This is a genomic window from Cystobacter fuscus (genome assembly GCF_044360685.1).
Taxonomy (GTDB): Bacteria; Myxococcota; Myxococcia; order Myxococcales; family Myxococcaceae; genus Cystobacter; species Cystobacter fuscus_C.
This window is the reverse complement of record NZ_CP043491.1, coordinates 11,439,308-11,464,380: the sequence shown is the minus strand read 5'-3', so window position 1 is coordinate 11,464,380 and position 25,073 is coordinate 11,439,308. Positions and strand designations below refer to the sequence as shown.

At 71.5% G+C, this 25,073-nt stretch carries 22 protein-coding genes; 9 read left to right on the top strand and 13 right to left on the bottom strand.

The genetic code is table 11. The features are described 5' to 3' along the window. Positions 1–24: 24 nt before the first annotated feature. On the bottom strand, positions 25–1,002 hold the full coding sequence (locus F0U63_RS46935; RefSeq protein ID WP_395841703.1) for a hypothetical protein: 978 nt from the start codon (positions 1,000–1,002) through the stop codon (positions 25–27). Between the two features lie 313 nt (positions 1,003–1,315). Between F0U63_RS46935 and F0U63_RS46930 the strand changes: the two genes are divergently transcribed. After that, positions 1,316–1,984: a PaxA gene (locus F0U63_RS46930; RefSeq protein WP_395841701.1), complete on the top strand. Its 669-nt coding sequence runs from the start codon at positions 1,316–1,318 to the stop codon at positions 1,982–1,984. A 22-nt stretch (positions 1,985–2,006) separates the two neighbouring features. On the opposite strand, the gene F0U63_RS46925 is transcribed toward F0U63_RS46930, so the two are convergent. The 5 genes from F0U63_RS46925 to F0U63_RS46905 all read right to left on the bottom strand — a co-directional run bounded on the left by F0U63_RS46925 (position 2,007) and on the right by F0U63_RS46905 (position 7,884). Then, positions 2,007–2,648: a DnaJ domain-containing protein gene (locus F0U63_RS46925; RefSeq protein ID WP_395841699.1), complete on the bottom strand. Its 642-nt coding sequence runs from the start codon at positions 2,646–2,648 to the stop codon at positions 2,007–2,009. A gap of 13 nt (positions 2,649–2,661) precedes the next feature. Beyond that, complete coding sequence (locus F0U63_RS46920) at positions 2,662–4,197, bottom strand: Hsp70 family protein (RefSeq protein WP_395841697.1); 1,536 nt, start codon at positions 4,195–4,197, stop codon at positions 2,662–2,664. 29 nt (positions 4,198–4,226) lie between these two features. Beyond that, positions 4,227–6,179, bottom strand: coding sequence for a serine/threonine protein kinase (locus F0U63_RS46915; RefSeq protein ID WP_395841695.1), 1,953 nt, complete (start codon positions 6,177–6,179; stop codon positions 4,227–4,229). After that, positions 6,176–7,318, bottom strand: coding sequence for a hypothetical protein (locus tag F0U63_RS46910; RefSeq protein ID WP_395841693.1), 1,143 nt, complete (start codon positions 7,316–7,318; stop codon positions 6,176–6,178). Before F0U63_RS46910 ends, F0U63_RS46915 begins: the two co-directional genes overlap by 4 nt. A 128-nt stretch (positions 7,319–7,446) precedes the next feature. Then, complete coding sequence (locus tag F0U63_RS46905; protein WP_395841691.1) at positions 7,447–7,884, bottom strand: hypothetical protein; 438 nt, start codon at positions 7,882–7,884, stop codon at positions 7,447–7,449. A 403-nt stretch (positions 7,885–8,287) separates the two neighbouring features. Between F0U63_RS46905 and F0U63_RS46900 the strand changes: the two genes are divergently transcribed. Next, on the top strand, positions 8,288–8,968 hold the full coding sequence (locus F0U63_RS46900) for a Crp/Fnr family transcriptional regulator (RefSeq protein ID WP_395841689.1): 681 nt from the start codon (positions 8,288–8,290) through the stop codon (positions 8,966–8,968). 335 nt (positions 8,969–9,303) lie between these two features. Here F0U63_RS46900 and F0U63_RS46895 read toward each other — a convergent pair whose 3' ends face one another. Next, entirely contained in the window at positions 9,304–9,948 is a 645-nt protein-coding gene (locus F0U63_RS46895) for a hypothetical protein (RefSeq protein WP_395841687.1), read from the bottom strand. 179 nt (positions 9,949–10,127) lie between these two features. Between F0U63_RS46895 and F0U63_RS46890 the strand changes: the two genes are divergently transcribed. Next, entirely contained in the window at positions 10,128–11,051 is a 924-nt protein-coding gene (locus tag F0U63_RS46890) for a WD40/YVTN/BNR-like repeat-containing protein (RefSeq protein WP_395841685.1), read from the top strand. Positions 11,052–11,078: 27 nt separating this feature from the next. Here F0U63_RS46890 and F0U63_RS46885 read toward each other — a convergent pair whose 3' ends face one another. Together F0U63_RS46885 and F0U63_RS46880 are read right to left on the bottom strand one after the other, a co-directional pair. Continuing rightward, entirely contained in the window at positions 11,079–11,768 is a 690-nt protein-coding gene (locus tag F0U63_RS46885; protein ID WP_395841683.1) for a suppressor of fused domain protein, read from the bottom strand. A 96-nt stretch (positions 11,769–11,864) separates the two neighbouring features. Continuing rightward, complete coding sequence (locus F0U63_RS46880; RefSeq protein ID WP_395841681.1) at positions 11,865–13,055, bottom strand: GNAT family N-acetyltransferase; 1,191 nt, start codon at positions 13,053–13,055, stop codon at positions 11,865–11,867. 178 nt (positions 13,056–13,233) lie between these two features. On the opposite strand from F0U63_RS46880, the gene bioA reads away from it, so the two are divergent. From bioA to F0U63_RS46865, 3 genes are all read left to right on the top strand, one after another. Next, positions 13,234–14,571: an adenosylmethionine--8-amino-7-oxononanoate transaminase gene (gene bioA, locus F0U63_RS46875; RefSeq protein ID WP_395841679.1), complete on the top strand. Its 1,338-nt coding sequence runs from the start codon at positions 13,234–13,236 to the stop codon at positions 14,569–14,571. 93 nt (positions 14,572–14,664) lie between these two features. Then, a complete protein-coding gene (locus tag F0U63_RS46870; RefSeq protein WP_002623802.1) occupies positions 14,665–14,925 on the top strand; it encodes a GlsB/YeaQ/YmgE family stress response membrane protein in 261 nt (86 codons plus the stop codon). Between the two features lie 353 nt (positions 14,926–15,278). Next, positions 15,279–16,016, top strand: coding sequence for an alpha/beta hydrolase-fold protein (locus tag F0U63_RS46865; RefSeq protein WP_395841677.1), 738 nt, complete (start codon positions 15,279–15,281; stop codon positions 16,014–16,016). A gap of 3 nt (positions 16,017–16,019) precedes the next feature. Here the strand turns inward: F0U63_RS46865 and F0U63_RS46860 are convergent, their stop codons facing one another. Further along, positions 16,020–16,604: a GNAT family N-acetyltransferase gene (locus F0U63_RS46860; protein WP_395841675.1), complete on the bottom strand. Its 585-nt coding sequence runs from the start codon at positions 16,602–16,604 to the stop codon at positions 16,020–16,022. A 46-nt stretch (positions 16,605–16,650) separates the two neighbouring features. Here F0U63_RS46860 and F0U63_RS46855 point away from each other — a divergent pair, with 46 nt between their 5' ends. Further along, a complete protein-coding gene (locus tag F0U63_RS46855) occupies positions 16,651–17,529 on the top strand; it encodes a 5'-3' exonuclease H3TH domain-containing protein (protein WP_395841673.1) in 879 nt (292 codons plus the stop codon). A gap of 1 nt (position 17,530) precedes the next feature. Here the strand turns inward: F0U63_RS46855 and F0U63_RS46850 are convergent, their stop codons facing one another. From F0U63_RS46850 to F0U63_RS46840, 3 genes are read right to left on the bottom strand one after another with little or no spacing between them, the layout of a single operon-like run. Continuing rightward, entirely contained in the window at positions 17,531–18,835 is a 1,305-nt protein-coding gene (locus F0U63_RS46850; RefSeq protein ID WP_395841671.1) for an acetyl-CoA carboxylase biotin carboxylase subunit family protein, read from the bottom strand. Continuing rightward, the gene (locus F0U63_RS46845) at positions 18,832–20,697 is read right to left on the bottom strand and encodes a sulfatase-like hydrolase/transferase (protein ID WP_395841669.1); all 1,866 of its coding nucleotides are present in this window, start codon (positions 20,695–20,697) and stop codon (positions 18,832–18,834) included. The genes F0U63_RS46850 and F0U63_RS46845 overlap by 4 nt, the downstream gene beginning before the upstream one ends. After that, complete coding sequence (locus F0U63_RS46840) at positions 20,694–21,257, bottom strand: hypothetical protein (RefSeq protein WP_395841667.1); 564 nt, start codon at positions 21,255–21,257, stop codon at positions 20,694–20,696. The genes F0U63_RS46845 and F0U63_RS46840 overlap by 4 nt, the downstream gene beginning before the upstream one ends. A 378-nt stretch (positions 21,258–21,635) precedes the next feature. Here F0U63_RS46840 and F0U63_RS46835 point away from each other — a divergent pair, with 378 nt between their 5' ends. Next, positions 21,636–22,013, top strand: coding sequence for a helix-turn-helix domain-containing protein (locus F0U63_RS46835; protein WP_002623795.1), 378 nt, complete (start codon positions 21,636–21,638; stop codon positions 22,011–22,013). An 88-nt stretch (positions 22,014–22,101) separates the two neighbouring features. Further along, a complete protein-coding gene (locus F0U63_RS46830; protein WP_395841665.1) occupies positions 22,102–25,023 on the top strand; it encodes a TonB family protein in 2,922 nt (973 codons plus the stop codon). Positions 25,024–25,073: the final 50 nt, after the last annotated feature.

Genomic DNA, 25,073 nt, shown 5'->3' with positions numbered 1-25,073 from the left:
CGATCTCGGAACGGGAAAGGGGCTTCACTGCTGGGGCTTGGGCGCCAGGAAGAGCACGCCGGTGTAGGTGTTGACCTGGCTCATGATGACGGTGCCCTCGGGGCAGGGCTCGGCGTAGCAGAGCGTCGTGGGGTTGGGCGGGACCGACGCGGCGGCGGCCTCACGCAGTCTCACCACGGGGGACCAGTCCGCCTCACCGGGGCGGGCCTGGAACAGGAGCCTGGCGTCGGGATCGGTGGGCTGGGCGCCCGACGTGGTGGGCTTGATCCACACGCCGTCCATCGTCTTCACGTTGCCGTTGTCGGCCACGGGCACCGGCCCGCCATCGAAGTAGGCGAGCAGCAGGCCCTTGTACCAGCCCCACGAGGTCACCACCGGGTTGGCTGCCGGGGAGGGCGTCACGGGCAGGTACGTCAGGTCCACCACCGCGCGCAGGGACAGGGTGTCGCTGTCGTCGGGGGAGCCGCCGAAGACGCCGTCCTTGAGCGACTGGTCATTCTTGATGGCGTTGCAGGTGTACTGCGACACGCCCGCCCAGTTCTTCACGCGCACGAAGGGGAGCACCAGCGGCGCGTTGTTCCCGGTGACCGCCAGCGGCAGCGTGTCGAACACGGAGTACTGCGTGTCCTCGCGGTACGCGTCGGTGCGCTGGTTGTATTCCTTGCCAGGCTTGCAGCCTTCCGGGAAGTCATAGGCGATCGCCTTCACCGAGTCGGCGGCGAGGGTCGCCTCCGGCAGGCTCGACTTCGCGATGAGGCCCAGGTTGTAGAAGGGCCGCTCCTCGCCATTGAACCAGGCCTTCACCTCCTGGTAGCAGAGCGCGGTGTTGAGGGCACCCGTCTTGCTGTCCCGGGCGCCGCAGCCATTGCGAGGCTTGAACCGCGCGTCGAACGCCGTGCCATCGATGAAGCTCTGGTATGGATCGACCGGCTGCGAATCACCACACGACATGGCACTCAACGCCGTCAATAGCGTGAGCGCCCACTTCTGCTTCGTTCGCACGAGAGCCTCGGGGGAAATGGAGGAGGGGGCTCACGGCACGAACGCCCGACTGCGCGCGACACCGCGGCCGGGACGGTCATCTATCAACACTTCGTACCAATTTCCAATAAGGGGGTGGCTTTTCACATGGAGTTCACCCCTTGACCCGGGGAGTAGGGAAGACAGCGCCTGGGACTGTGGTATTGAGAGGAAGACCCTCTCAGCTCCAGGCCCCATGTTCGAGCAGCAGACTGCTTCCACATCTTCCCACTTGGCCGGTCCTGCCCTGTTTTCCGTGGTTGTCCACGTAGGGCTGATTGCTGCGTTGGTGTTGATGGCCACGCCGAAGGCGAAACCAGAGGAGAAGAAGGAGGTGGAGCTGACGTTGATGCGCCAGTTGCCTCCGCCTCCGCCACCGCCTCCGCCGGGTGGTCCGCGCCCCGTGGTGCAGCAGCAGCGCAAGCCCACGCCTCGCAAGGAGATGGTGCTGCGCAAGCCGGAGAAGATCGAGCCGATCAAGGAAGAGCCGAAGAAGCCCGAGCCCGAGCCGGAACCCGAGCCGGAGCCAGAACCCGAGCCCACGCCCGCGGCGGAGAATCCAGCGGGGGTCGCGGGAGGCGTGGAGGGCGGAGTGGCCGGGGGAGTGGTGGGGGGCGTGGTCGGTGGGACGGTGGGCGGGCAGCTGGGCGGCACCCTGGGTGGCACGGGCGAGGTGGTGAAGCCCAAGAACGTGCCCCCGTTCGTGATCCAACGCGACGTGGTGCGTCAGACGCCGCCGCGGCTGTCCGAGGTCTTCAAGCAGTCTCACCGCGGCCAGGGCACTCTCACGGGCCTCTACCGCATCTGCGTGTCCACCGAGGGCAATGTCTACGAGGTCACCGCGGTGAAGTCCGTGCCCGGCGCGGACTCGGACATCATCTCTGGCATCCGCGATGGCTGGCAGTACAAGCCGCAGAAGGTGCCGGTGTGCTTCCTCTACAACATCCCCATCACCATCCAGTGACGCGGGGCGCCTGGCGCCCCTTCTAGCGTCCCTTGAGGTAGCGGCCGGACTGCTTGTCGACGAGCTCGAGGCTCACCTGGGCTTCGCGGCACTCGGGGTGCAGGTGCAGGGCCTGCTCGAAGCTCTCGCGGGCGCGATCGAAGAAGCGGGTGCTCAGGTACTGGTGGCCGCGGCACACCAGCTCCATGGCCTGGTAGCGCGGCGTGGGCAGCAGCCGGGCGGCCCGGGAGAACATGCCGAGCGCCTTGCCGTAGTCCTGCGCCTCCAGGGCGAGCATCCCCAGCTTGTAGAGCTGCTGCGCCGCGGTGTCCGGCGGCGGCCGCGGCGAGGGCACGTAGACGGGCACGCCCCAGGCCGGGGTGGGCGCGGAGCCGGGGCGCACCGGAATGGAGGGCCGGAGCCGACTCGGGGCCATCTTCTCGCTCCACTCGCGCCGCTTGTCCGGCTGGCTCAGCGTCTCGAAGGCCTTCTTGGCCACGAGGAACACCTCCAGCGCCTGGGCCTTCTCCTCGGGGGATTTGGCGCGCAGCCGGTCCGGGTGCGAGTGCGCGGCGATGCGCAGGAAGGCCTTGCGGATGGCGGGCAGGTCCTCGGTGCCCTGGAGCCCGAGCACCGTGAAGGGGTTGGGCGGAGGCGTCTGATCCGGGGGTGCGTCCTGGGACATGGCGGGGGCCCTCTCAGGGGGAGGCGGCGGTGGGGGGGCGCAGCGTGGCCTGGGCCTTGCGGCCGGTGGCGGGCTCGCGCGCCGTCACCTGGAGGATACCGTCCGCGTCGATGGTGAAGTCCACCGCCACGCGCACCGCTCCGGCCGCCGCGGGCGTCAGCTCCGTGAGCCGCAGCTCGCCCAGGTAGCGGTTGCCATCCACCGTGGGGGACTCGCCCTGGTACACCTCCAGGTCCACGTGCGTCTGTTGATCGAAGGTGGTGGTGAACACCTTCGTCTCGCGCGTGGGGATGGTGGTGTTGCGGGGGATGAGGACGCTGAAGCGGCCGCCCTCGGTGCGGATGCCCAGGCTGCGCGAGAGCACGTCCAGCAGCAGCACCTGGGGCGCCGCGGGCGAGTCCCCGGCGACGATGTCCGCCTCGAGCGCGGCGCCGAGCGCCACGGCCTCGTCGGGGTTGACGGAGCGCTCGCCGGGGCGGCCCAGGTAGCGCTCGGCGCGCGCGCGCACCGCGGGCATGCGCGTCATGCCGCCCACGAGCACCACGCGGTGGATGTCCGCGAGCGCCAGGCCCGCGTCGCGCATGGCCTGCTCGCACGGGCCGCGCAGCCGCTCCAGCTCGCGCTGGGACAGGTTCTCCAGCAGCGTGCGCGAGAAGGACGGCAGGGACAGGTGCAGGGGCTCGCCCCCGCTGGTGGTGGTGAGGTAGGGCAGGTCGAGCGCCGTCTGCTCGCGCTCGGACAGGACGCGCTTGGTGGACTCGGCGGCCTCCTTGAGGCGCCAGAGCGCCTCGGGGTGGGTGCCCAGGTCCTGGCCCGTCTGCTTGAGGAAGATGCGGCGCAGCGCGTCCACGAGCAGCTCGTCGATGTTGTCGCCGCCGAGTTGGTTGTCGCCGCACGTGGCGAGCACCTGCACCACCTCGCCCTCCACGTGCAGGAGCGAGATGTCGAAGGTGCCCCCGCCCAGGTCGAACACGGCGATGTTCTCCGCGCGCGACTCGTCCACGCGGCAGGCGAGCATGGCGGCGGTGGGCTCGTTGAGCAGCCGGTGCACGGTGAGCCCGGCGCGCTCGCCCGCGAGCTTCGTCTCCTGGCGCTGCACCTCGTCGAAGTAGGCGGGCACGGTGATGACGGCGCCATCCACGGGCTGGCCGAGGTTGTTCTCGGCGCTCTCCTTGAGGTAGCGCAGCACGTGGGTGAGCACCTCGGAGGGGCTCTTGAGCTGGCCGTGCACGCGCACCGCGGCGTTGCCGGCGGCGTCGGCGGCCACCTCGTAGGGCAAGAGCTTGCGCATGGCCTGCACGGCGGGGTCCGCGAAGCGCCGGCCCACCAGCCGCTTGGCGGCGAAGATGGTGTCGCGCGGGTGGAGCGCGGCCTGGCGGCGCGCGGCGCTGCCCACCGTCACCCGGCCCGAGGCATCGAAGGCGACGACGGACGGGGTGGTGCGCTCGCCCTCGCGGTTGAGCAGGACGCGGGCCTGCCCCGTGGCGGGGTCCACCCGGGCCATGCAGCTGTTGGTCGTGCCCAGATCGATTCCGAGAACGATTCCCATCGGCGCCCCTCGTCCGCCGGGCCGCTCTTTCAGGCCGATGCCAGCAGCCCGACCTCGGTGAAGAGCAACGCCACCCGGCGCAGGGCCACTTCATCCTCCGGACGCTTGAGTTCCGCAAGCGCGCCGGAGAGGGTATTGCCCGGCTTGTTCAGCAGCGAGGCGGCGCGCAGCTCGGAGGCCGACAGGCTCAGATCGTTGGCCGTCACGGGGGCATCCAGGTTGCGGTAGAGCGGCTTGTGGCGCAGCGGCTCCTGCTCGCGCACCAGGCGCTCCAGGGGGTAGTGCATGCGCAGGCCCTCGTTGAGCAGGGCCAGGCCCCCCAGCCGCTCCTCGGAGCCGTCGTTGATGGGCGTCTCGTGCTCGAAGAAGGCGTAGCGGCCGCGTGCCCAGGTGAGCAGGCCGAGCGCCACGGAGCGGCGGTGCTCAAGCGTCCACTCGGCGAGCTCCGCGGGGGACAGGGCGCGCGAGGACAGCAGCGCCTCCAGCAGCCGGCCGGAGAAGGGGCGCGTGCCCTCCACCGCGCGCTGCCACTGCTCGGCGGACAGCTTGCCCTTGCTCAGGAGGAAGGGGCCGAAGCGGTCCGCGGCGAGGCTCGAGCGCACGGCGATGATCTGCCCCGCCTTGAGGAACAGCTCCTTGTGGACGCGGTTGTCCTCGAAGTGCAGCCGGCCGGTGACGCGCGCGAGCATCAACCGCGCCATGACGCGCAAGGGGGAGGCGAGGGTGAGGTTGCCGGCGTAGCGGGGGCGGGGGGCGGTGGCGCGCCGGGCGGCGAGGCGCTCGCGGGCGGCATCCGCCGTGGCGCTCAGGCGCGGGAAGGCGGAAGGGGACAGGAAGGGGCCGCCGGACTGGGACACCTGCACGTCGGGCGAGAGCTTGCCGGAGGCGAAGAGCAGCTGCACGTCCTCCTCGCCCAGCTTCATGAGGTAGAGCCCGCCGCCCGGCTCGCGCACGGTGTACGTGGGGCTGGGGGCCGTGGGCGGGGCCTCCTGGGCGAGCAGGCCCGGGGGGATGGGCGGCTGCACGGGAGGCGCGCGCACCTCGGGCTCGTAGCAGGTGGCCATGAGCGCGGCGAGGTCGCGCTGGGACACGCGCAGGCCCGCAGACAGGAGGAACTCATCCAGCGCGTCGAGCACGTCGGCGGCCGTCTGGTAGCGCTCGTCCGGGTTGGCCAGCACGCTGCGGTTGACCACGTTGCACAGCGGCTCGGGCAGGAAGGGGGCCGCGTCCTGCAGGCGCAGGGGCCGGGCGCGCAGCGCCACCGTCTGCTTGAGCACGTCCATCACCGTGCCCTGCTTGAAGGCATGGCGCCGCGCGAGCATCTCGTAGAGGGTGATGCCGAGCGCGAACACGTCGCCGCGCCCGTCGGCCTTCTTGCGCGCGAGCTGCTCGGGCGGGATGTAGCCCGGCTTGCCGCGCACGTTGTTGGTGCTGCCCGAGTTGCCCACCAGCGCCACGCCGAAGTCCAGCAGCTTCACCTCTCCCTCGAAGGAGATGATGATGTTGGTGGGGTTGACGTCGCGGTGCACCAGGTGCAGGGGCTCGCCCGCGGCCGAGCGCGCGCGGTGCGCGTAGTCCAGGCCCTTGAGCACCTCCATGGCGATGTAGCAGGCGATGTGCACGGGGATGCCCTGGCCGCGCGCCGCCACGCGCCGCATCAGATCGTGCAGATCGCGGCCATGGATGAACTCCATGGCGATGAAGTACTCGCCGCGCTGCTCGCCGAAGTCGAAGATCTGCGCGATGTTCATGTGCTGCAGGAGCGCCGACAGCCGCGCCTCCTCGATGAACATCTTCACCGCGGACTCCTGGAGGATGGCCTCGGGGAGCACGCGCTTGACGACCACGGGCTTGGCGAAGCCACCGGCCCCGAGCGCCACGCCACGGTAGATGTCCGCCATGCCCCCGCGCCCCAGGTGGCTGAGCAGGACATAGCGGCCGAAGCGCGCCGGCAGGGTGGGGTGGCCAGACGGGTTGCTCATTTCCTACCGGTGGGACCGGGCTCGTTCTGCTCGGCGAGCACGTCGTTGAACATGTCCTCGCTGATGACGAGCGTGCCAGGGCGCTCCATCAGGGGGACGGTGGGGGTGATGCTGGAGGGCGTGCGGGTCGCGGTGGGCACCCGCGCGCTGGCCCTGGGCATGACGGGCGGCGGGGGCGGCGGCATCCCCGGAACCAGCGGCGACATGGTCGGCACCGGCGGAGGCAGTGACGGCGGGCCCACCGAGAACTCGTCGAGCGGCCCGAAGCGGATCTCCCGGCTGGTGGGTCTGCGCTCGGGCTTGGAGGGCGGCGGGGGCGGCGCGGGCGCGGCCTCCTCGTCCTCGGTGCCGAGCGACTCCAGCAGGTGCTGGGCGAGCTGCATCGTGTTGTTGCCGAACAGTTGCTCCGTGGGCTTCAGGGCGGAGCGCGGCCTCGCGGTGGGCTCCGGCACGGGCGCCGGCAGGGCCCGCTCGGAGGGAGGCGGCGCGGCGGAAGGCGCGGGCGGAGCCGGGGTGAGCAGGGCCACCATCTTGCGCAGGTCCGCGAGCGTCTGCTCCTTGGCCATCAGCGTCTCGTCCCGGGTGGCGAGGCCCCGCTCGAGCTCGGCCACGCGCTGGGCGAGCCGCTCCTTCTCGGCGCGCAGCCGGGCCACGTCGTCGTTGCCGGCGCGGGGCCGTTCGGCGGCTGATTCCGCGCCCTCCAGCCGCTGGCGCAGGGAGAGCAGCTCGCGCAGCCACATCCGCTTCTCCTCGCGCAGGAGGGCCTCGTGCTCGTGCCGGTCCGCGGCCTGCTGCTCGAGGCCGAGCTCCAGGTTCTCCCCCACGGCGCCGAGCGCCGCGCGCAGCTGCTCGAGCCCCTGGAGGGCGTGCTGCAGCCGCTGCACGCACTGGCCCTGCTCCTCGATGCGCTCGAGCAGCCTGGGCATCACGGGAGGCGACGTGTCGCGAGCGCTCCGGCGCAGCTCGTCGCGCTGGGTCTCCAGCCGGTGGAGCTCCTGCGACGCCTGCCGCAGCGCGGCGGTGAGCTGCTCGGTGATGTGCTCGACCTGAGGGCCCAGGTCGGCACAGCCCCGCCGCGCCGTCTGGAGCTCCGCCGGGAGGCCCTTGAGCGGCTCCCTGCTGGTTGCGTTCCTCATCACGCTGCGTTCACTCCCTCCACGAGAAGCGGTGCGCCATGAGAGCCCGCGCCCGCGGGATGATACCGCACCCTTCCGTACGGGATTCCAGCGGACGTGGCTCGCCCGCTGCCCAGCCAGCCGTGCGGTGTTCACTTGCCGCGAGAGGACGAGGGCTGGGAGGTGGAGGGCGGGCCCGGCGAGGTGGAGGGCACATCCGGCCGCAGGCGCAGGGGAGGCAGGGACTCGAAGTTCTCCAGGGCGAGTTGCCCGAGACTCGCGTTCGCCTCGGGCAGCCGCTCGATGTCCTCGGCGAACCAGGGCGTGTCGAGGATGGCGGCAGGGGGAGGCGGCGGTGGCAGGGGCGAGGCGGTGGGGGCCCGGGCGGGCGGCCTGGCCTCGGGCTCGAGCCCCTCGGTGTCGATGTCGGACTGGGACAACTCCACCGTGAAGGTGCGAACGGGCTGGGCGTCGGCGGGCCGGGGACCGGGCACCTCCACCATGGGGCGGCGACGGGGGCGGGCGGCGCCTTCCGCGGCGGCCGGGGAGGGCTCGGGCGTGCGCGGCACGTCCAGGGGACGCACACTCACCTGGAGCGCGGCCCCGCACCCCGCGCAGCGGATGACCTGGGTGCCCGACGGCGTGTTCGGTACCAGTGTCCCACAACGGGGACATTGGGGCGGCCGGGGAGTGGGAAGGGTGGATGATGCCTCTGCGGTCATGCTCGTCGGTTTTCGAGGACCACCTTCGTGGCATCCACGCGTGCTGCTCCCCATAGGCGTTACACCCGCCCCCCCTCTCTTGGCAAGCGGACCCTGGGGGTGGGAATGTGTCATGGCCCCTCGCTCGGACTGTTGGCCCGCGGTCCTCGCCATGCCCACGAGCGAGCATTCCGCGCGGGGAGGGTCACCAAATTCCTTTTGGTCCCGGGAACCAGCAAGTAGAGACTTCTCCGCTTGCCAGTTCTCCCTGTCTGGTCGCCGAGGTTGATTCATGCCGCCCTATTCGCAGCTGCTGGCGCAAATCCCCATGTTCGAGCAGCTCTCGGAAGAGGACCTGGGGCAGCTCTCGGGGCTGATGCAGCAGCGGCGCTACGCCAAGGGCGAGGTCATCTTCCACAAGGGAGACGTGGGGACGGCCTTGTTCATCGTCCGCCGGGGCGAGGTGGCCATCCGGTTGAGCTCCTCGGAGGGCCGGGAGGTCATCCTCTCGATGCTGCACCGGGGCGATTCCTTCGGTGAGCTGGCGCTGCTGGATGGAGAGCCGCGCTCGACGGACGCGGTGGCGCGCGAGGAGACGCACCTGTTGAGCCTGCACCAGGAGGACTTCCGGCGCTTCCTCTCGGAGCGGCCCCGGGTGGCCATGGGCCTGCTGGCGGTGCTCAGCCGCATGGTGCGGCGCGTCACCCAGCTGGTGCATGACGCCGCCTTCCTGGAAGGGCGCGCGCGGCTGGTGCGGGTGTTGCTGGAGCTGGCGCGCATCCAGGGGCAGCCGGGCCCCGGGGGCGTCGTGCTGCCCAAGCGCACCCAGGTGGAGCTGGCCAATCAGTGTGGCGTGACGCGCGAGAGCGTCAACAAGTGGCTGCGCCACTACGTGCAGGACGGCCTGCTCACCCTCGACGGCGGGCAGATCACCCTGTTGGATGTCGAGCGCCTGCGCCGGGACATGGAGTAGGACGACCACGGGACCGCGCCCCCTTGGCGCGGCCCCCTCCCTCTCCCCCTGGGCTCGTCGACGTCGGCCGTTTCCCCCCCTCCACGGCCTCGGCGTTCTGCTCTCCCACGTGAGGCCACCCCTGAAGCGTGGCCTTCGCGCGTCCACGCCCGGGCGGAGTGCCCTGGGCGCGGCGTTCGGGATCGACGGAACGCGAGTTCCCGAGCCCAGGTCTCTTTTTAGCTCCAATGAAAGCGGAGGGCTGTGAACGGCTTCACAGCTTGGGTGTGAAGCCGTTCACAGACAAGCGCGGCCGTTTGTGCATGTTCCGGCCGCGGGAGCCGCGAGGGCGAGGCTCAGAAGGTCGCGCCGAGGTTGAGGGTGCCCGTGTAGGTGCCGCCGTTGCTGAAGGCCTCGTTCACCGGGGTGCCCGGGGTGGTGGAGGGCACGGCGGTGGCGAACTGCTGATCGATCAGGACGTTGTAGTTCACGCGCGCATCCGCGGTGAAGTCGCCGATGTGCAGGCGCAGTCCGCCGCCGAGCGGCACGTTGCCCACGGTGTCGTCCTGGAAGCCCGCGGCCTCGGCGCGGACGTTGTAGCGGCTGAGGCCCACGCCCGCGAGCACGTAGGGCTGCAGGGGCGCGGCGGTGAGGCCGAGGGTGGCCACCGCCTGGGCGCCGTTGCGCATCACGTCCGGGCCCCGCGTGGTGCCGGACGTGGTCACCGTGCCGCGGTTGAAGTTGTTCGACGCGCCCGAGTAGCCGAGCTCCAAGCCCAGCACCTTGGACGGACGGAGCATGAGCGTGGCCCCGTAGGCGGCGCCCGGGCGGATGTCCGCGCCGAGCGCGCTGGTGTAGCCCTCCACGCCGCCGCCGACGAGCACGGACACGCCGCGCATGTCCGCGCTGGACTCCCGGTTGTCCTCACGGGCCAGGGCCGTGCCCGCGCCCAGGGTCAGCACCGCCATGCCCGCCACCACTCCCACTGTTGCCTTCTTCATGTGTTCCTCCCCCTTTGAACTGGCAGGAAGCTGGAGGGGGTCCTCGCCGGGCGCCACCGGGCAGGCAGGGAGGCGGGCCCCCGGGCGCTCCTGTCTTGCCTCCCTCACCTGTTCGCTTCCCTGCTCTGGAAGGGGCTGGCATCTTCCCGCCGCACTTCTTCGCATTCCGAGGTTCACGCGTGCCGGAGAGAGACTGGGAGCGTCTGGGAGAGCTGGCTGGAGGCCTGAAGGCCAGTGCGGTCGGAGTGGGCCCCGAGGGCTTGGGGTGGGTGGGGGGGGTGGAGGAGCCCGCGGAGGGGGGCCTGTTGGAGCGGATGAAGGCGCGGCGCGCCCGGCTGCTGCGCGTGGCGGCGGGCAGCCCGACGAGCGTCTGGGAGGGCGCCGGTTGGGTGCAGGCCCTGGATTGCTCCGGCCCGGTGGGCGCGGCCATCGTCGGCACGCTGCGCGCCTCGGGCACGGGCTCGGACTACCACCTGCTGGTGTCGGTGGATGGGGGCCGCGAGTGGCAGGCGCGAGGGCTCGTGGGCGCGCCGACCCTCACGCAGGTGCTGGCCATCAGCGAGCGGGAGCTCTGGGTGCTGGGGGCCGGGTTCCTCGGGCGCACCGCGGATGGGGGCGCCACGTGGACGGAGGTCCGCCTGGCCGGCGAGCGGGAGCCGCGCACCGAGCGGTTGCGGCGCGTGGACGGGGGCGTGGCGCTCCTGGGGCAGGGCCTGTCGCTCTCGCTGGACGGAGGCCAGACGTGGAGTCCCCGCGAGGTGGGGGCCGCGCGCGTGGTGGACGTGGACGGGGCCTTCGTGGCCGCGCTCGTGGAGGGCCAGACGCGGGTGGGCGAGCGTCAGGACACCGGGGTGCGCTGGGGCGAGCCGTTGCCCGCGGGCCGCGAGCCGGTGCGGCTGGTGGCCACCGAGGGCGTGCTGCGGGTGCTCACCCGCGGCGTGGACCCGGCCCGGGGCAGCGAGCCCGCGCTGCACGTGAGCGAGGATGGGGGAAACACCTGGTCCCATCACCCGCTGCCGCTCGGGCCCCGGGTGGACATCTCCGGCCGGGAGTGGGCCCTGGGCGTGGACGCGGGCGGCGTCCTCCTGGGCCGCCTCGCGTGAGCGCCGGGCTTGCGTGAGGGGTGAGCGTTAGAGCGGCACCTGCTCCCGCCCCGGGTGGGTGATGTAGCCGGTGCCCGCCGCCACCAGCTTCGCCATCAGCCGATCCATGCCGTTGGAGCGGCTGAAGGCCATCTCGTTCTTCGTCACGCCCACCAGCGTGAGCAGCTGCACGCGGCCCGACTCGAGCTGGAAGTGCGCGGGGCGCGAGGGATCCGTCACGAAGACGAAGCCGTTGAGCTTGGAGTCGCCGCCCGTGAGCGTGCCCTCCACCGGGTAGCGGTGCCCCACGGCGAACAGCCGCGCGCACACCAGGTTGTAGGCCATCATGTCCATCAGCCGCAGCACCGGCCAGCGCTCCTCCTCGGGCGTGTGGATGACCATCTCGTAGCCCAGTCCACTCGGCGCCCCCTCCTGCACCTCTTCTCCGGGGGCCAGGGTGAAGGGGTTGGACAGGCCGCTCGTCACGTACGTCCAGTAGGGATACTCGGGCGTGGGCGGCGCGACCCGCACGCCCATGGGACCCCAGTTGGGATCAAGCTCCTTCGCCGCGGAGGGCTCGTCGCTGTCCATCCACGCTTCCAGCGCACCCGTCTCGTCCAGCGTGTAGACCTCCTCGCTGATGTTGCCGAAGAGCTTGGGGTACTCCACCTCGTCCCGATCAGCCCAGCAGTCCTCATACCACTGCACGAAGGCTTCATCCGTCTCAGGCGCTTTCATAGCGGAACGACTCTAGAGCGGGTTGCCCCCGGACCCTTCACTTTTCCGTCACAATCCATCGCCCGTCCCACAGAAGGGCGGGCGGGCGGGCGGCCGTCACGCCCCCGAGGCCCGGCCGGGCAGGGGCCAGGGCTTGAGCCCCGCGAGCTGCTCGGCCTGCTCGACGGCCGGTTGCAGGTGCGCGTGCTCGCGGTGGAGGAAGTCGCGCACCGCCTTGTCCAGCGTCCGGTTGAACAGCAGGTGCGCGCTGTGCACCGCCGTGGGCTCGAAGCCCCGGGCGATCTTGTGCTCGCCCCCCGCGCCGGGCTCGAACACGCGGCGCCCCGCCCGGATGTTGTCCTCCACCGAGTGGTACAGGCACACGTGGAAGTGCAGGAAGGGATGCTCCTCGTGGCACCCCCAATAGCGGCCATAGAGGCGCTCGGGCGTGGCGAGGTTGAAGGCCCCGGCGATGACCTGGCCCGCGCGCTCGGCCTGCACGAGCTCCACCGTGTCCGGCATCGCGCGGAAGATGCGCACGAAGAAGTCCTCGGTGAGCTGCACCTGCCCCCAGGGCCCCCGGCTCGCGCACGTGGCCTCGTAGAAGCCGAAGGCGCGCCGGGCATGCTCCGGGCCCACCTCGCCCCCGCGCACCGTGCGCACGGTGATGCCCTGGGTGGCCGCCGCCGCCCGCTCGCGCTTGATTTGCGAGCGGCGCTTGGAGTCGAAGCGCGAGAGGTAGTCGTCGTAGGTGCGGTAGCCCGGGTTCTTCCAGTGGAACTGCAGGGTGATGCGGCGCGCGAGCCCCTGCGCTCCCAGCATGTCCGCCTCGTCCTCGCGCGGGTAGAGGAAGTGCACCGAGGAGCAGCCACTCTCCTTCGCGCTCTCCACCGCCGCGCGCAGGAGCAGCAGCCGCAGCGCGGGCACGTCCTCGCCCGGGGCGATGAGGAAGCGCGCGCTGGTGGCCGGCGACAGCGGCGCGCCCACCACGAGCTTGGGGTAGTACGCCACGCCGAGCCGCTCGGCGGCGCCCGCCCAGGAGAAGTCGTAGATGTACTCGCCCATGCTGTGGTGCTTGCGGTAGGCGGGCGAGGCCGCCACGAGCTTGCCGTCGCGCCAGAGCGTCAGGTGCTGTGGCTCCCACCCCGACTCGAGCGTCGCGCTGCCGCTCTCCTCCATGGCGGCGAGCCACTCATGGCGGATGAACGGAGGCGCCTCGGGTCCGGCGAGGGCGTTCCACTCGGTGGCGGAGACATCGGTGATGGATTCGAGGAGGCGGAGGCGGAGGTTGGCGGCCACGGGCTCCATCTAACGTGTCCCTGCCGCCCGCGCCGCTCCTCCGCACCCCTGGTGCCGCTCGGCGGACAGTCAGGCCACCCCTCGCCCGGCACACGGGCCCCCGTCCACCCCCGCTCCACTCCGGACGCGCTCCCGGCCGGGCCTCGTGGTAGGCACGCGCGCCCCGGTGGCAGTCGGAGGACGTGGAATGCAGCGCTCGGAAGTCGTCGCCCTGGACAAGCGGCATGTGTGGCACCCCTACACCCCGATGGACGAGTACATCGCCCGGACGGATCCCCTGGTCGTCGTGGGCGCCGAGGGGCCCTACCTGTTCGACGCGGATGGCACGCGCTACCTGGACGCCAACGGCTCGTGGTGGGTGTCCACCCTGGGGCATCGCCACCCGCGGCTGGTGCGCGCCCTCACCGAGCAGGCCGGAGCCTTTCCCCACACCTCGCTCGCGGGGGTGACCCATGCGCCCGCCGCGCGGCTGGCCGGGGAACTCGTCGCCCTGGCTCCGGGCGCGGGACGGGACGGGGTGCCCGAGGCGGAGCGGCTCTCGCGCGTCTTCTACTCGGACAACGGGAGCACGGCGGTGGAGGTGGCCATCAAGATGGCGGCCCAGTACTGGGCGCAGAACGGACGGCCCACGCGCACGCGCTTCATCACGCTCTCGGGGGCCTTCCATGGCGAGACGATCGGCGCCACGAGCGTGGGCGGGGTGGAGGTGTTCCGCGACGTCTTCGGGCCGCTGCTCTTCGACGTGGTGCACGTGCCCTCCCCGGCCGAGCCCGCGGGGTGGGAGCGCGCCTTCGCCCAGGTGGAGGCCACGCTGCGCGCGCACCCGGAGGAGATCGCCGCCGTCATCCTCGAGCCGCTCATCCAGGGCGCGGCGGGCATGCACGTGTACGCGCCGGCCTTCCTCCGGGCGGTGCGCGAGGCCACGCGCGCGGTGGACACCTTCCTCATCGCCGACGAGGTCTTCACGGGCCTGGGGCGCACGGGGGCTCGCTTCGCGTGCGACCTGGCGGACGTGGTGCCCGACCTGCTGTGTCTGGCCAAGGCGCTGTCGGGGGGCCTGATGCCCTTCGCGGCGACGCTGGCCACCGAGCGGGTGTTCTCCGGCTTCGGGGGCGGGAGCGAGCGGGCGCTGTATTACGGGCACTCGTACTGCGGCAACCCGCTGGGCGCGGCGGTGGCGCGCGAGGTGCTCGCGGTGTACCGGGACGAGGACGTGCTCGGGCAGGTGGCGCGCAAGGCGCCCCGGGTGAAGGCCGCCTTCGAGCGCATGGCCGCGGACATCCCCGGCGTGACGCGGCCTCGGGCGATGGGCCTGGTGGGCGCGGTGGACCTGGGCGGCGGAGGCTACCTGGCCCGCGCGGGCTGGCGGGTGTACGAGGCGGCGCGGCGGCGCGGCCTGTACCTGCGCCCCCTGGGCGACACGGTGTACGTGGCCCCCGCGCTCAACATCCCGGACGCCGCGCTGGACGAGCTGCTCGCGGGCGTGGAGGCCAGCCTTCACGAAGTGGCTCGCGCGGGCGTCTGATCCTCCGGGTACGCAATAGAAACTCGCCCCCGGTCGTACTTCATGCACACTGGGGTCTTCATCACCCCATTCTAAGGTCGAGGAGGAGCGGAGATGGGCTCGGGCCTGTGTTCGTGGATCATCTTGGGATTCTTCGCGGGCCTCATCGCCCGCGCCGTCATGCCGGGCCGTCAGGCCATGGGCATCATCGCCACCACCCTGCTGGGCATCGGCGGCTCGTTCATGGGCGGCTTTCTCGCCTCGGTGATCCGCGGCGGGAGCTGGCGCTTCTTCCAGGCCAGCAGCTTCATCGGCGCCATCATCGGCGCCATCGTGCTGCTCTTCATCGGCTCCATGATGTCCGGCAGACGTTAGGCATCGGACCTGCTTCTGGTCCGGATTACCGCCTAGAACGAAAAAAGCCGCGAAGACGGTGAAAAAAGGAATACCTCCAGGTATATTGGAGGTGCAGTCAGCGCAAAACCCCTCCAAGGTGCTTCTGGCTGCGGGCTGGCCGCGCACGGACTCGTTGAATGGGAAACCACCGGGTCCGCGCGCGGCCGCACTTTTCTTCCCGGCCTGTCACGCCGCGCGGCCGAGGTGATGGAAACGCAACCCTTGCCCCGCGGTCCCTCTGGCGGGGGCTACCGGTCCCCCCGCGCGGAGGTAGCTTCCGTCACTCGTCCGACCCTCGCCCCTGGCGGTGGACGGACAGTCCGAGGAGCTCCATGGGCGCGGTCACGATGGTGCTGGTGGCGTGGTTGATGACGGGCACGCCAGGGCAGGAAGCGTCTCCTCCGGGCACTCCGGGCTCGTTCGTCGCCAAGACACTCACCCTGCGCGGGGTGTCGTATTCCTACTCCGTCTATCTGCCACCCCACTACCGCCCCGGACAGGTGTGGCCGGTGATCCTGGCGCTGCATGGGGCGAACTCGCGCGGCACGGAGGGCACGCGGCAGCGCTCCCAGCGGCTGGCGGCGGCGGTGCGGCTGTATCCCGAGCGCTACCCGGCCCTGCTGGTGCTTCCCCAGTGTCCGCCCGGTGCGGACTGGAGCGGGGACGTGGCGGACTTCGCCCTGCAGGCCGTGGACAAGACGCTGGCCGAGTACGGAGGAGATCGCCGGCGGGTGTACCTGACGGGGGAGTCCATCGGGGCCCAGGGGGCGTTGCGCTTCGCGGCGCGCTTCCCGGAGCGCTTCGCCGCCGTGGTGTCGGTGTCCGAGCGCTCGGCGGATCGCTCCGTGGTGGAGCGGCTCAAGGGCGTGCCCCTGTGGATGTGGCACGGCGACGCGGACAAGGAGGTGCCCGTCTCCGAGAGCCGCGCCTTCCTGGAGCTGTTCAAGGCCGTGGGCAACACCTCCGTGCGCTACACGGAGCTGCCCGGCCTGGGCCATGACATCTTCGACACCGTCTACCTCGACGAGGCGGTGAGCACCTGGCTCTTCGCCCAGCGGCGCTCCCAGTAAGGCTCAGTCCTCGGGCGGCTCGGGCGCCACGCGCGCCGTGAGGATGTGATCCCTCCAGCGGCCCTCGATGAGGACGGACTGGCGCGCGAGCCCCTCGACCTGGAAGCCCACGCGGCGCAGCACCGCGGCGCTGCGGTGGTTGTCCGGCAGGTGGTTGGCCATCAGCCGGTGCAGCCCCAGGGGCCCGAAGGCATGGTCGCACACGGCGCTCACCGCCTCGCTCATCAACCCCAGGCCCTGGTGGCGCGCGTCGAGCCCGAAGCCCAGCTCGGCGCATTGCAGGGGCCCGCGGCGGATGTCGTTGAGCGACACGCTGCCCAGCACCGGGCTCGTGGTGGGTGGGGCCTCGCGTGACAGCAGGAAGAGGCGCAGGGCCAGACCGCGCCGCCAGTCCTCGGCGTCCTGGGCCAGACGCGAGCGCCACCAGGGGAGGGTGAAGAAGTTGTCCGGGCGCGAGGGCGACACGGGCCCCAGGTGCTCGCGGTTGGCGAGGTGGTAGGCGAGCACGCGCGCGGCGGCATCCGGCGGCAGCAGGGTCAGCAGCAACCGCGGCGTGGTGAGCGGGGCCTGGGAGATGTCCGGAGGCATGCGGCTTGGGAGCGCAGGTACGGCGGATAGGCTACACCTGTGGCCCATGCGCCTGCACCTCGTCGATGGGACCTACGAACTGTTCCGTGCCCACTTTTCACCTCGTCCTGGCGTCCAGGCTCCGGACGGCCGGGACGTGAAGGCCACGGTGGGGCTCGCCGCCTCGTTGCTGGCGCTCCTGCACGACGCGCACGAGGCGGTGAGTCACGTGGCGGTGGCCTTCGACAACCCCATCCACTCGTTCCGCAACGAGCTGTTCGCCGGGTACAAGTCCGACGAGGGCGTCCCCCCGGAGCTGCTCGCGCAGTTCGACGCGGCCGAGGAGGCGGTGCGCGCGCTCGGGCTCACCGTGTGGTCCATGAAGGAGCTGGAGGCGGATGACGCGCTGGGCACCGCTGCCGCGCGCTGGGCGGGCCAGGTGGAGCAGGTGCGCCTGCTGACCCCGGACAAGGACCTCGGGCAGTGTGTGCGCGGCCAGCACGTGGTGCAGGTGGACCGCAAGCAACACAAGGAACTGGACGAGGCGGCGGTGCGGGCGCGGCTGGGCGTGGCCCCGGCGAGCGTGCCGGACCTGCTGGCGCTCGTGGGCGACGCGGCGGATGGCATCCCCGGCCTGCCCGGCTTCGGCGAGAAGGGCGCGAGCCTGCTGCTCGGAGAGTACGGCCACCTGGAGCGCATCCCCGAGGACGCGGCCACGTGGACGGTGCGGCCCCGGGGCGCGGAGAAGCTCGCGGCCACCCTGCGCGCCCATCGCGAGGAGGCGCTGCTCTACCGCCGGCTCGCCACCGTGGTGACGGACGCGCCCCTGCGCGAGTCGCTCGAGGACCTGGCCTGGGCGGGCGTCCCCCGCGAGCGCTACCTCGCGTGGTGTGACGCGATGGGCCTCACCACGCTGCGCTCGCGCCCCCAGCGCTGGGCACCGTGACTCACCCCCAGGTGAAGGGCAGCATCCGCTCCACCTGCTCGTAGCGCGCGAGCAGCTCCTCGCGCGTGGGGGCGCCCAGGTTGACGATGCAGTAGCGGTAGCTGCCCACGTCCTGGTCGTGCTCCGACAAGCGCTCCCCCGGCGCGCACAGCACCTGGATGACGATGCCCGGAAAGCGCTCCTTCACCCGGGCGAGCTCCTCCTCCGAGGGCACGCGCGCCACCCGCGCGTCGCTGAAGCGGCGCATGACGAAGCTCGCCACCGCGCCGTCCCGCCCCGCCCGCCGCCTCCAGGGCACCGGCCGCCCCACCGCCAACGCGAGCTGCGCCTCGTAGGTGTTCATCCCGTCCACCCGCTCGTAGAGGTCCGCGAACTGGTAGGACATGCGCGGGTTCACTTCAATCACCGTCACCCGATCGCTCGCCGCGTCGTGGAACATCTCCACGTTGAAGCACGCGTGGTTGAAGCCGCTGCCCTCCATCAGCCGCGCCGCCACTTCGCGCATCCGCGCCTGCACCGGCTCGGGCAGCACCGAGGGGTACTCGAAGCGCTGGAAGCTGATCGTCCCCGGGTACATCACCGAGTCGACGATTCCCATCACCACGGCCTTTCCCCCCTCGACGAAGCCATCCACCGTCACCTGCGTGCCCGTGAGCGGTGTCTCGCCGATGAAGTACCAGGCGGGCACCCGGGCATCCGTGTAGCGCTCGAGCAGGTGCTGGTAGGGCCGCAAGAGCAGGTGCTTCTCCAGGCGCTCGCGCCACGAGAAGCGCACCGCCTCGCGCCACTCCCGCACGTCGTTCACCCGCCGCGCGCGGATGGACATGGTGCCCTTCACGGGCTTGATGAACAGCGGATAGCCGAGCCGCTCCATCCGGGGCGGTCCGGCGAAGGGATGCAGGGGCTCGAAGTCGGGCGTGGCCTCGGGCACCCACGTCTGCTGGATTTGACGGCTGTAGTACTTGTGGCTCAGCCGCACCACGACCTCGGGCGGGGGCACCGGCAGGCCCAGCTGCTCGCCCACGAGCGAGGCCAGCATGCAGCCCGGATAGTCCCCCGTGCCCACCACGCCCGCGAGCCCCTGGCCCCGCCACGCCTCCGCCGTGCGCTCCACCCAGCGGAACACGTCGAAGCGCAGGCCCTCCCAGAGCGAGGGGCTCTCCACCAGGCGCTCCCCGTCGTAGAGCAGCTCGTAGCGCTCCTCGAAGCGCGTCTCCAGCGCCACCTTGTCCCAGGCTCCCGGGCAGAGGACGAGCACCCGGGGGCGCTCGGGCCGGGATTGCGGTGCGAGCGGTGCGATCCTCACGTGACACCCCGCAGGCTCATCAACCGGGACACCAGCGCCTCGAGGTACGCCTTCTCCGCCCCGGAGACCGTCTCCACGTGCTGCTCTTCCCAGTCCATGCGCAGGCACCGGTCCAGCGTCAGGTCCACCATCAGCTTCTCCCCCCTCAGCAACAAGCCATAATGAGACGTGGTGCGGCGCGAGGGATGGCCCGCCCACACGAGCAGCTCGGGCCGCCGGTCCTCGTGCAGCAGGGACTCGCCCCACACGGGCGTGTCATGGCCGAGCCCCAGCAAGTCCACCACCGTGGGCAGCACGTCGAAGTGCGAGGAGAAGGCCACTTCCCGCGCGGGCAGCCGCGGGTGGTGCATCACCAGGGGCACGTCCAGCTCCTCGCGCGTCACCGCGCTGCCGTGGGACTGGTAGCCCAGCGCGCCGAACGCCTGGCCATGATCGCTGCTGAGCACCACCAGCGGCTCCTCGATGAGTCCTCGCTCGCGCAGGCCGTCGCGCAGCGCTCCGAAGAGCCAGTCCCCCTCCTCGATGCCATTGAAGAAGCGGCCCCGGTCCTCGGCCATGTCGAAGCGGTGGAAGCGCTCCGGCTCGGCGACCCGGTAGGGCACGTGCGTGTGCGTGGCGTGCACGTGCAGCAGGAAGGGCCGGTGTCCCGCCAGCACCGCCGCGAGCCGCTCGAGGCCCCGGGTCAGCAGGGCTTGATCCGCCGGCGCTCCCCCTCCCGGCGTCTCCAGGTCCTCCCGGTCGATGACATGGGAGAAGCCCGCCGCGTCGAGGATCTCCCGCAGGCCATAGTCGGCCGTGCGCGCGGTGGTGAGGTACACGGTGCGGTAGCCCGCCTCCCGCAGCGCGCGCAGGCTCGCCGAGGGGCCCTCGCCATAGCCGCTCGTGTAGAGCGCCCGGTGCGCGTTGTTCGTCGTCGGCGACACGCACGCGTGGTGGCGCGAGCGCAGCGCCCGGGGCCACAGCCCCTCCAGGAAGGGCGCGCGGGCTCCCCCCGGCCTGACGGCGTCCAGGTGGCACTGGCCCACGGACTCGAAGGTGAACAGCAGCACGTCCTCTCCCCGGAGCAGGCCGTGCGCGGCGCTCGGACGGGGAGGGCGCGGGGCCTGGGTGAGCAGCGGCGCGTGCTCCGGCCGGGGCTGGAAGCCGGGGGGCTCGGGCCGGGGTCGCTCGATGAAGAAGTGGCGCACCCCGTCGGGTCCCCCCGCGCGGCGCGAGGGAACGAGCCCCACCGCGGCCCATCCCCCCAGGCCCGCCACGGCCAGCGCCAGGGCGAGCGGTGGCGCCTGCCCTCCGGCCAGCGCGGCCAGGACGAGCAGCGCACTGGCGGCGAACACCTGCTGGCGCGCGCGCGGGGGGGCGCTGGTGGCGGCGGTGAGCGTCAGCCCGGCGCCGAGGACGAGGGCGAGCCCCACCGAGGGGGCTCCGGGCGGCGCGAGCGGCACGCCCGCGTGGACGAGCAGCGCGGTGAGGGGCAGTGTGGCGAAGAGGCGGTGGGCGGCGAAGAAGCGGCGGGCGAAGGCCAGCTCGGCCAGCTCCCGGTACAGCACGGAGAGGATGACGCTGCCCACGCCGCCCGGGCCCAGCTCGATGGTGAAGATGCGGAAGAGCACCGCGTCCAGCCACAGCGCGGCGAAGAGCAGCGTGCCCGTGAGCGTCCCCACCACGTGCCCCACCGGGCCGGCGAGGGCGAGCAGCGCCACGGCCAGCTCCCCGAGCGCCACCCACCCCACGTCCTCCCAGAGCAGCGCGGGCGTCTCGGTGAAGTCGCGGTATTTGACGGCCTTCACCAGCACCAGCAGGGCGGCCGCCGCCGCGGTCAGCTCCACCCAGAGCGCGGCGCACGAGGCCAGCGGCGTCATCATCTCAGGAAGCTCTTCCAGTAGTTGATGGCGTACCATACCGTCACGGCGGCGAGCGCCCCGCGCGCGGCCCCCGGGACGCGCGGCCACAACCACGCCGATACGCCGAGCACGAGCAGCGCCTCGCCGAGCGCCACCGCGCGGCCGTGGTAGCGCACGTCCCAGTAGGAGATGGGGCTGATGAAGCGGTACTGACTCAAGGGCAGGAAGTGACGGTGGGCGTCATGAACGTGGAGGGGGAAGTCCGCCAGGGCGTGCAGGAAGACGCTGGCGAAGAAGGCGGCCAGGGGCGCCATTCCCAGCGCCAGCGCCACGACTCCTCCCCCGAGCGACAGGGGCAGGGAGTGCGCGCCATGGATGAGGTTGAGCCAGAAGGGGCGCTGGTAGCTCTCGCTCCAGATGCGCTCGTCGCTCAGGCCGCGCACGTAGCGCTCGCGCAGGTAGAGCACGGCGATGGGCACGTCCGGAAGCACCGCTCCCACGAGGATGGGGACGGCGAGCGTGGGGGACGCGACGCCGCCCAGGAGTGCGAGGTTGAGGACCGCATGACCCGGAGTCTGCACGCCGCACAGCCTAGGCGGACCCGGCGCCCGGCGGTGAAATCGCCTTCCGACAGGCGGGCAAAACCCGGATAGTCCGCGACCCAACATTGGAGGGTGGTTTCGGGGTGGAGGTAACAGGTCCTCAACCAAGTCCAGGATGTGAAGGGTTCTCCCCTCACCTGTTGGCTCTGGTCCATAATCCCACCTGCCACATCGGGTTCGCCTCTGAGCAGGGTGCCCAGCGGAGCCGTGGGGCGGTGCGTGGGTTCTCCTCGGGAATTCGAGCACTCTTAGAGTCCCCCGTTCTTCCAACTACCCCTCTCATCCTGTCACGGGCCACCTGTCCGACCCTAAGCAGACGGCCTGATGGGTCGCCTTACGGAGGGCCAGGAAACCGCGATGGGACAACCTTCGACCAGCAAGCTCGCAGCGAATGTGGGCGAGCTCGCGCGAGAGGCGCGGGTTCGTGCGGGACTGACCCAGGCGGACGTGGCGGAGCGGGTGGGGCTGGCGACCGAGGTGTACGGGCGGCTGGAGCGGGGCCGGATGTTGCCGAGCGTGCCGTCGCTGCGGCGGTTGTGCATCGCGTTGCGCATGCCGTCCGACTCGCTGTTGGGGCTCAACACCGGCGAGGTGCCGACGTGGGCGGCCGAGTCCACCCCGGAGGAGTACGACGAGGTGCCCGAGCTGCGCCGCCTCATGCGCACCCTGCGCAAGCTGGATGGCACCCAGCTCAAGCTCATCGGCCTGGTGGCCTCGGCGCTGCAGAAGCGCTAGCGGACGCACATCTCCCCCGCTTTGGGACTTGTCTTCGCGGGGCGAGCCCTGGCCTCATGGTCCCCCTTTCCCGGATGGGGGTTTGCGCATGGTGGTCGACGAGCGGCGATGCGGCGTGGGCGGTGCTCTCCCCCTGCTGGGCGTGTTGCTCGCCGTGCTGCTTCCGCTCGCGTCGGCCCGCGCCCAGATGCCCACCTCGCCGCAGGGCAGCGTCGGCGAGCTGACGGACGTGCCCCGCTCCACGGAGGACGCGGGCGTCGTGTCCACCGAGCGCGACGTGCTGCGCGAGGACGGCGGTTTCACCCTGGGCGGCGCGGAGGGCTCGGATGGCGGCACCCCGCGCTTCGAGCCTCCGGCGCTCCTCTCCGACTCGCCCGCGCGCTACCCCGAGGCGCTCGCCGCCCAGCCGGTGGCGGGCACGGTGCGCTTGGAGCTGCTGGTGGCCGAGGACGGCGAGGTGGACGAGGCGCGGCTGCTCCAGGGGGCGCACCCGCTGCTGGATCAGGCCGCGCTGCACGCCGCGACGCGCCTGCGCTTCTCCCCCGCGAAGGTGGAGGGCGTGCCGGTGCCGGTGCGGCTCACCTTCGAGTACCACTTCCAGGCCCCCGTGGCCCCCGCCGACGTCTCCTCCTCCGGCGAGCGTCTGCCGCCCATCTCCTTGCGCGGCCTGGTGCGGACCAAGGGCAACCGCCAGCCCATCATCGGCGCCGTGCTCGAGTTCGACGGGGTGCGCGACGCGCCCGTGGAGACGGACGCGGACGGCCGCTTCGAGGCCCGGCTCGCTCCGGGCACGCACACGGTGCGCGTCACCGCGGCGGGCCACAAACCCGGCTTCTTCCGCGAGAACCTCCAGGCCGGCGAGGCGCTCGAGGTGGTGTACGGCCTGGAGCCGCTCGTGGTGAATCCCTACGAGACGGTGGTGCGCGGTGATCGCGAGCGCACCGAGGTGTCCCGCGTCACCCTGCATGACGCCGAACTGCGCGAGATTCCCGGCACCCTGGGAGACCCCTTCCGTGTCGTCATGCTCATGCCCGGCGTGGGCAGCATGCTCTCGGGCGTGTCCTACCCGGTGGTGCGCGGCAGCCAGCCGGCCGCCACCGGCTACTTCCTCGACGGCATCCGCGTCCCCATCCTCTTCCACCTCTTCCTCGGGCCCGCGGTCATCCACCCGGACTTCATCGACACCATCGACTTCTATCCCGGCAACCCGCCCACCCCGTATGGCCGCATCACCGGCGGCGCGGTGGAGGGCCGGCTCACGCGCCCGCGCGATGATCGGCTGCACGGCAGCGCCTACGCGGACTTCCTCAACGCCGGCCTCTTCCTCGAGTACCCCTTCCAGTCCACGGGCACCAACGTCTCGGTGGCCGGACGCCTGTCGTACACGCCCTGGCTGATCGCGCTCGCGGCCAACGCGCTGCAGCCACCCGGCTTCAACGACTCGAAGCTGGTGCTGGACTTCTACGACTACCAGGCGCGCGTCGAGCAGAAGGTGGGGCAGGGCCGGCTGCGCCTGTTCGCCTTCGGCTCCTCGGACACCTTCGGGTCCCGGGCGGTGACGGACGAGGGCTCCACCCAACTGCTGTCCGTGCTCTTCCACCGCCTGGACCTGCGCTACAGCCACCCCGTCGCCGGCGGCGAGCTGGAGGGCGGGGTCACCGTGGGGTTGGATCGCTTCGCCGTCCAGGGCGACAGTTTTGGCGGCGACGGCCTCACCGTGAACGTGGACCAGCGCAACGTCACCGCCCGTCTGCGCTACGCGCGCGAGCTGGGCCAGGGACTGTCGCTGCGCGGTGGCCTGGAGGTGGAGAACATGCGCGCGCTCGTGTACCTGCTCTCGCGCAGCCAGCTGCCGGAGGGCGGCATCGAGGAGGTGCGCATCGATCAACCCCTGGCGATCGCCACCTTCAGCGGCTTGTGGTCCGAGCTCACCTGGAAGCCCGAGGGCTCGCGCTGGACGCTGGTGCCGGGCCTGCGCCTGGACAACTACTACCTGTCGGGCGGCGTCAACGCGTTCGTGGCCGAGCCGCGGGTGACGGCGCGCCACAAGCTCACGGACACGCTCACGCTCAAGGGCGGCGTGGGTCTCTACCACCAGACGCCCACCACGCTCATCAGCCTGCCCGTCATCGACATCGGGGCCCTCAAGCAGGGCCTGCAGCAGGCGGTGCAGATCTCCGCGGGCGTGGAGTACCAGGGCCTCGCGGGCTTCGACGTGAGCCTGGATGGCTACGTCAACCCGCTGCCGCGCACCGTGGAGCTCACGCCCTTCGGCGCCGAGTCCCCGCCGTCCAACCCGGAGCCGCCGCCGGATCCCGGCGACGGTGGGCCCGGACGTCCCCGGCCGCCCCCCCTCACCGGGGGCCAGGGCTCCGTGCGGGGCCTGGCGCGGCAGGAACAGCCCATTCCGGGCATCAGCGGGCTGGGCGAGCCCAGCCGGGGCCTGTCCTATGGCCTGGAGCTGCTCATCCGCCGTCCCCTGGGCGGCAACTGGTTCGGCTGGCTGTCCTACTCCCTGCAGCGCAGCACCCGCCGCACCCGCTTCTACCGCTACGACGCCAACGGGCAGGCCATCGGCGAGGCCGAGGGCAACCTGCCCTACGTCTTCGACCAGACGCACGTGGCCAACCTGGTGCTCAGCTACAAGTTCGCCAACAACATCACCCTGGGCGGCGTGCTGCACTTCAACTCCGGCCGGCCCGAGACCGGCAACCTCACCAGCCGCACCCAGGTGGAGGGCACGGACCTGCTCGGCCGGCCCGCGTGGGTTCCCGTGGACCTGGACCGGGCGGACCGGCTGCCACCCTTCTTCCGCTTCGACCTGCGGCTGTCCAAGGCGTGGGCCTATGAGACCTTCTCGCTCGAGGCCTACCTGGACATGCTCAACGTCACCCTCAGCCAGGAGGTGCTGGCTTTCAGCTACGAGGGTGGTTTTGGCGTGCCCTTGAACAAGAAGCCCACCTCCGTCCCCATTGCCCTGCCCATCCTCGGCCTCAAGGGTCGTTTTTAACGGTAAAAACGGGAATTCGGCGCGAGGAGACGGGATTTCGAGCCGGCTCC

Excerpts from the sequence above, each read along its gene's own strand:
- F0U63_RS46865 (WP_395841677.1), top strand. The coding sequence starts at position 15,279 with ATGGGCGCGGTCACGATGGTGCTGGTGGCGTGGTTGATGACGGGCACG.
- F0U63_RS46895 (WP_395841687.1), bottom strand. The coding sequence starts at position 9,948 with ATGAAGAAGGCAACAGTGGGAGTGGTGGCGGGCATGGCGGTGCTGACC.
- F0U63_RS46930 (WP_395841701.1), top strand. The coding sequence starts at position 1,316 with ATGGCCACGCCGAAGGCGAAACCAGAGGAGAAGAAGGAGGTGGAGCTG.
- F0U63_RS46835 (WP_002623795.1), top strand. The coding sequence starts at position 21,636 with ATGGGACAACCTTCGACCAGCAAGCTCGCAGCGAATGTGGGCGAGCTC.
- bioA (WP_395841679.1), top strand. The coding sequence starts at position 13,234 with ATGCAGCGCTCGGAAGTCGTCGCCCTGGACAAGCGGCATGTGTGGCAC.
- F0U63_RS46880 (WP_395841681.1), bottom strand. The coding sequence starts at position 13,055 with ATGGAGCCCGTGGCCGCCAACCTCCGCCTCCGCCTCCTCGAATCCATC.
- F0U63_RS46845 (WP_395841669.1), bottom strand. The coding sequence starts at position 20,697 with ATGATGACGCCGCTGGCCTCGTGCGCCGCGCTCTGGGTGGAGCTGACC.
- F0U63_RS46920 (WP_395841697.1), bottom strand. The coding sequence starts at position 4,197 with ATGGGAATCGTTCTCGGAATCGATCTGGGCACGACCAACAGCTGCATG.
- F0U63_RS46830 (WP_395841665.1), top strand. The coding sequence starts at position 22,102 with ATGGTGGTCGACGAGCGGCGATGCGGCGTGGGCGGTGCTCTCCCCCTG.
- F0U63_RS46870 (WP_002623802.1), top strand. The coding sequence starts at position 14,665 with ATGGGCTCGGGCCTGTGTTCGTGGATCATCTTGGGATTCTTCGCGGGC.
- F0U63_RS46915 (WP_395841695.1), bottom strand. The coding sequence starts at position 6,179 with ATGAGCAACCCGTCTGGCCACCCCACCCTGCCGGCGCGCTTCGGCCGC.
- F0U63_RS46900 (WP_395841689.1), top strand. The coding sequence starts at position 8,288 with ATGCCGCCCTATTCGCAGCTGCTGGCGCAAATCCCCATGTTCGAGCAG.
- F0U63_RS46855 (WP_395841673.1), top strand. The coding sequence starts at position 16,651 with ATGCGCCTGCACCTCGTCGATGGGACCTACGAACTGTTCCGTGCCCAC.
- F0U63_RS46860 (WP_395841675.1), bottom strand. The coding sequence starts at position 16,604 with ATGCCTCCGGACATCTCCCAGGCCCCGCTCACCACGCCGCGGTTGCTG.
- F0U63_RS46925 (WP_395841699.1), bottom strand. The coding sequence starts at position 2,648 with ATGTCCCAGGACGCACCCCCGGATCAGACGCCTCCGCCCAACCCCTTC.
- F0U63_RS46885 (WP_395841683.1), bottom strand. The coding sequence starts at position 11,768 with ATGAAAGCGCCTGAGACGGATGAAGCCTTCGTGCAGTGGTATGAGGAC.